The sequence below is a fragment of the Streptomyces sp. FH025 genome (assembly GCF_017427025.1).
Classification (GTDB): Bacteria; Actinomycetota; Actinomycetes; order Streptomycetales; family Streptomycetaceae; genus Kitasatospora.
This window is the reverse complement of the sequence record NZ_JAFLNG010000512.1, coordinates 1-5,700: the sequence shown is the minus strand read 5'-3', so window position 1 is coordinate 5,700 and position 5,700 is coordinate 1. Positions and strand designations below refer to the sequence as shown.

The following is a 5,700-nucleotide window of genomic DNA, read 5'->3' as shown; positions in this document are numbered from 1 at the left end:
TCGGCCCCGTCCGCCGGCGCGTCGGGCGCCCCAGCGGCGCCCGACGGGGTGGCCGCGGGCGAGGCGCGGAAGGCGGACAGGGCGGCCCTGGACGCGGTGGTCCGGGCCATGGTGCGGGAGGGTGGAGCGTCGGCGACGCTGGCCCGCGTCCGGGAGAACGGCTCCACGGTCTGGAAGGGTGCGGCCGGCGTGGCCGACCTGACCACCGGTACCCCAACCGATCCGGACGGCCGGTTCCGGATCGGCAGCGTCACCAAGACCTTCGTCGCCACGGTGGTCCTCCAGCTGGTCGCGGAACACCGACTCGGCCTCGACGACTCCGTCGAGAGCCACCTGCCGGGCATGGTGCCGAACGGCAGCGGCATCACCGTGCGCCAACTGCTCAACCACACCAGCGGCATCCACGACTTCACCGAGGACCCGGCGTTCGACGCCGGCAACGAGGCGACGCTGCGGCAGTGGCTGGCGGGTGGGCGCTGGACGTCTTACCGACCGCAGCAGCTCGTGGACATCGCCAACAAGTACCCGCCGTACTTCGCCCCCGGACAGGGCTGGCACTACTCCAACACCAACTACGTGCTCGTCAGCGCGATCATCGAGCGCCTCACCGGTCGCAGTTGGGCGCAGGAGGTGGACCGCCGCATCATCCGGCCACTGGGTCTGACGGGCACCTCGATGCCCAGCGACTCGCCCTTCATCCCCGGCTCGCACGCGCACGGCTACTACAAGCTCCCCACCGGCCCGGCCGACGTGACGCTGCTCAACCCGTCGATGGCATCCGCTGCCGGGGCGGGCATCTCCACCACTGCGGATCTCACCCGCTTCATCGCCGCCCTGCTCGGCGGGCAGCTGCTCGCCCCGGCCGAACTCGCCGAGATGAAGAACGTCAGCGGCCCGGGCGAGGCCGCCGGCTACGGCCTCGGGCTCCAGCGGATGGCCACGCCCTGCGGCGAGTTCTGGGGGCACGACGGCGGCATCCCCGGCTACAACACCCTGCTGGTCGGCGAGGTCACCGGCAAGCGGCAGTTCGCCACCTCGATCAACCGGTACGACCTGTCCGACCCTGCCGCGATGCAGAGGACCTCCAACGACCTGTACTCCACGGGCACCTGCGGCGGCCGCCCGCCGACCTCCTCTCCGTCAGCCCTTCCGTCCGCCGTGACACCGCGGTCCGCCGGACCGCTCACCTGATCCGAGCCCCGGATCCGCGCGTCCGCACGGTCACGGACGCGCGGATCGCCACCCTCCTGGTGGCCCGGGCCGCCACGATGGCGGCCGCTGGCAGGCCCAGCCAGACCGGTCGGCCGCACGCTCGGCAGCGGAGGGCTGGTCGACGATCACGTTGGCCCGCCCGCAGGAGTCCCGACAGCCGACAACCCGGACCTGTGCCCCGTCCTGCACGGCGCGGGCAGGGCCGCGTGGATGCGGCTGGCCCGTGCGCTCACGCATCCGTCCGAGGCCGCGTGGCGCACCTACACCCACCCGGCCAGCGCCGATTCCGCCATGGAACCCAACTCCGAGCGCCGGCGCCGTGCGGAGGAACGCAAGGCGCTCGACGAGGCCTCCAGTTCGAGACCCCTCACTGGTGACGCACGGTAGTGATTTCCGGATACTCCCGCCGCCCGCCGTCGTAGAACGCGTCCGGGCCGGTGGTGATGGGTGTGTCGTCCCAGGCGAAGGCCTGACTCGAGGCGCCGATCCTCCCCGCGGACACCGGCGAGCTCGGGAGGCCGCCCGCCGGGCGCGGATCGCCCGCCCACGGCGACGGCCACATGAGCAGCTCGGCCGGAGAGACGGCGCCGTACCGGGCATCTCCGGTGGCACCGCCCTGCGTCTGTGAGGAATGCCACAGCTGTCTCTCGACCGTCCGGGTGAACGCGCCCCATCTCCTGTCACGTACTCCTCAATGCAAGGAGGACATCGGAAGACGACAGCCCGGCAGGGCGAACGAACAGGCCCGCGCCGGGCGCGGACGCGAGCGGCACGGGCACGAAGACACTCCTGGGGAGGAAGTTGCGGTGTTGCCCCTCGGTTCCCTGGCCTCCCGCGCCGCATGTGACCCACCGGCCGCGGCGCCCACTGCTCCCACCGTTCCGCACCTGCGCGAATACGACCACGCTCGGGCCGCCCTCGACCAGGCCCTCGTGCAGGGCGCCCGCGGCACCGGGGGATCCCTCCTGATCACGGGGCCGGCCGGCACCGGACGCACGGCCCTGCTCGACGACGCCGCCGCGGCGGCCCGGCAGCGCGGGTTCACCGCCCTGCACGCCCGGTGCAGCTACGCCGACCGCGACGCGCCACTGGAACTCCTGCGCCGGCTCGCGCGGTCCGCCTGCCAGGCGGGCGACCAGCGCCGCTGGCTCCCGATCGCGCGGCAGGCCGCGGCGATGCTGGTCGGCCTGCCCGCTGAGGACGCCCTCCGCACCGCCGCGCTGCGCGGTCTGTACGACGTCCTCGGCCGGTTGGCCATGCCGGAGGCCGCAGGACCGCTGCTGGTGGCCGTCGACGACGTGCACTGGGCCGACGAGGATTCCCTGCGGTGGCTGGTGGGCCTGGCCGAACGCTGCAGGGACGTTCCCGTGACCGTCGTCCTCAGCTTCTGCCCCGGCGCCGAGGCGCACGGCACCGACCTGTTGGCCGAGCTGACGCTCACCCAGACACGGGAGGTGTCGCTGCGCGAGCTCGGGCGGCCCTCGGTGGCCGCGGTCCTCGAACACCACCTCGGGGCCGGCCCCGACGAGGAGTTCACCGACGCGTGCCTGGCCGCCACCCGCGGCAACCCCCGCCTGGTCACCGCACTGGCCGCCCGCCTGGCACAGCTCGGGCACGGCTGCGACGCCCGGGCCGCCACCGCTCTGCCCGAGATCGTGGTCGACTCCGTGGCCCGGTCCGTGGGCGGCCGACTGCGCCGGCTGTCCCCCTACGCGCTGGACGTCGTCCGCGCCGTCGTCGTCCTCGCGTCCCCCGCCACGCCGGCCCGGATCGCCGAGCTGACCGGGCTCGGTCGGCCGGTCGTCACCCAGGTGGTCGAGCGGCTGATGCGCCTCGGCGTGCTGGCCGCCGGCCCGTCCGGTGTGACCATGCGCCACCCGATGCTGACCACGGCCGTCAGGGCGGCCCTGGCCCCCAGCGAGGCCGAGGCGCTGCACGGCAGGACCGCCCGCCTCCTGCACCAGAGCGGCGCCGCGCCCGACGCCGTCGCCCGGCACCTCGTGCACGCCCTGCCCAGCGGAGAACCCTGGGTCCTGGACGCCCTGCGGGCCGGTGCCGCCGACCGCCTGGCCGCCGGGGACCCCGGCACCGCGTGCTGCTATCTGCGTCGTGGTCTGGCCGAGCCGCTCGCCCCCGAGCCCCGTTCCGCGCTCCTGCTGGAACTGGCCGAGGCCGCCACCCGCACCGACCTGGCCGAGGCCGCCACCAGCCTCGACGAGGCGATCCGGCTCTCACCCGACGCCGGCCGCACCGTGTGCCGGACCCCCGGTCTGCTCGACCTGGTGCTGCTGGGCGCACCGCCCGACCAGGCCGAACGGATCGCCCTCGTCCTCGTCGGCCCACACCTGCGCGACGCCGACCCGGCCCTCGCCCTGCGGCTGTCCCACTGCGGGGTGCGGGGACCGCTCCCGCCGCTGCCCGGGTCCCCGACGGTCGGCGGGAACACGGGCAGCGGCGGCGCGTTCGCCCAGGCGCTGGCCGCCCTGACGAGGCTGCACCGGCAGGCGGGGAACGCCACCGCGTCCGCGGACGCGCAGCAGGCCGCGCGGTCCGAGTTCCCCATCACCCCCGCCCACGTCATGGCCCACCTGTGGGCGGCCGACGTGATGATCCACACTGGGCAGCCGGAGTCGGCCGGCACGCTGCTGGAGGCAGCGCTCATCCGCACCCGCCGAGGGCGGCACCAGCCCCTGGAGGCTCTCACCCGTTCCCTGCGCTCCCTGCTGCTCCTGGCGACCAAGGGACCGGCCGCCGCCCTGGAGGACGCCCGCGCCGCCGCCGCGACGCTGCACGCCTGCGCCGCCGCCCCCTCGGGACCGCTCGCCACCCTGGTCCGGGCCCGCCTGGTCCACCTGCTGACGCTGACCGGACGTCACGAGGAGGCCGCCACGGAACTCGAACGCGCCGGCGTCCCGGAGGCCCTGCCCGGCGGACTCGCCGGCGCCACCCACCTCTTCGCGCGCGGCGAGCTGAAGGCCGCGCTCGGCTACACCGAGGACGGTGTCCGGGACCTCCTGGAATGCGGCCGGCGCATGCGGGAGTTCGGCATCGCCGATGCGCTGCTGCCCTGGCGCTCCTCGGCTGCCCGCGCTCTCCTGTCGGTCGGCCGGGACGGGCAGGCCCGCGAACTCGCCCTCGAACAGGCACAGTGGGCGCGCACCCAGCACGCCCCGGGGGTCCTCGGCCTCGCGCTGTCCGTCGCGGCCTGGACGGCTGGCGGTGCGGCGCCGGACGTCATGGCCGAGGCGGTGGAACTGCTGCGGGCCTACGGAGCGCCGCACGACCTGGCCCGGGCCCTCGCCGACCAGGGAGCGCTGCTGCACCGGACCGGACGCACCGGCGCCGCCCGCACCGCCCTGCGCGAGGCCGTCCAACTCGCCCAGGACATCGGCACCACCGGCGTGCTGGAGCACGCCGCCGCCGAACTCACCGCGGCCGGGGGCCGCATGCCCCGCTCGCGCCGGAAGGGCGTCGACAGCCTGACCGCCACCGAACGCAAGGTCGCCACGCTCGCGGCCACCGGCCACACGAACCGGGAGATCTCCAAGTCCCTGTTCGTACAGCTGCGGACCGTCGAGATCCACCTGACCAACACCTACCGCAAGTTGGGGATCGAGAGCCGTCACCAGCTGCGGCACGTCCTGCCCGGCGCCACCTGACCTCCCCGGAGACCAAAGCCACCGAGGAGCGGACCGAAGACAGTTCCCCCGGTCCTTGACCCCGCCCGGCGGACGTCCGCACGATGCCGAGTGGGAGCCCCGGGGCCGCACGACGAAGGGACCGAGCAGTGCAGAACGAGCCGGGCGCCGGCGGCGGGGACCAGCAGGTCTCCTTCGCCGCCGACGTGCGCCTCCACCTCGACGACGACCGGCTCGTCGTTCACCGCGCACCGCGGTCCTACGTGCTGCGCGGCCTGCCGCCCGAGCTCCGCGACGTCCTGCGCGGCCTCGCCCGCGCCCCCCTGCCGCTGCCGGGCGACCCGGCGGCGGCGCCACCGGCGCCGGGCCGGGCGGCCCACCACGCCGCCCTCATGCGGGTACTCGAACGCCTCAGCCACCTGCTGGTGCGCGACCTGCGCGCCTCCGGCGGCCGCACCCTGCTGCGCGTCGAACCCCTGCGGGCGCTGTCGCTGACCCTGCCGCCCCCGGTGGCGGCCGACACCCCGATCCGGCTCTCCCGGTTCGCCCTGCTGCGCGCCGACGGCGGCGCCATCGTCCTGGAATCCCCCCGTTCACCGGCTCGCCTGCGGCTCACCGACGACCTTGCCCGCGCCGCAGTCCTGCAGCTGGCCGAACCCCGCACCGCCGAGGACCTGCTGTCGGTCGCCGGGCCCGGCGACCCCGGTCTGACCACTGGGGTCATGGCCCGGCTCACCGGACTGCTCATCGGTCTCGACCTCGCCGAGACCCCGGGCCGCGGCGGCGAGGACGACGACCCGGCACTGCGCCAGTGGGACTTCCACGACCTGCTCTTCGCCGCCCGCAGCAC

2 protein-coding genes and 1 pseudogene are annotated in these 5,700 nt (G+C 75.2%); all 3 read left to right on the top strand.

Translation table 11 applies throughout. From position 1 onward, the window contains the following. A partial coding sequence (locus J0670_RS28110) for a serine hydrolase (protein ID WP_207814500.1) occupies positions 1-1,191 on the top strand: 1,191 nt, incomplete at its 5' end. 830 nt (positions 1,192-2,021) lie between these two features. Next, the gene (locus J0670_RS28105) at positions 2,022-4,871 is read left to right on the top strand and encodes a LuxR family transcriptional regulator (protein ID WP_207814499.1); all 2,850 of its coding nucleotides are present in this window, start codon (positions 2,022-2,024) and stop codon (positions 4,869-4,871) included. A gap of 128 nt (positions 4,872-4,999) precedes the next feature. Beyond that, a pseudogene (locus tag J0670_RS28100) lies at positions 5,000-5,700 on the top strand (hypothetical protein); the annotation flags it as partial.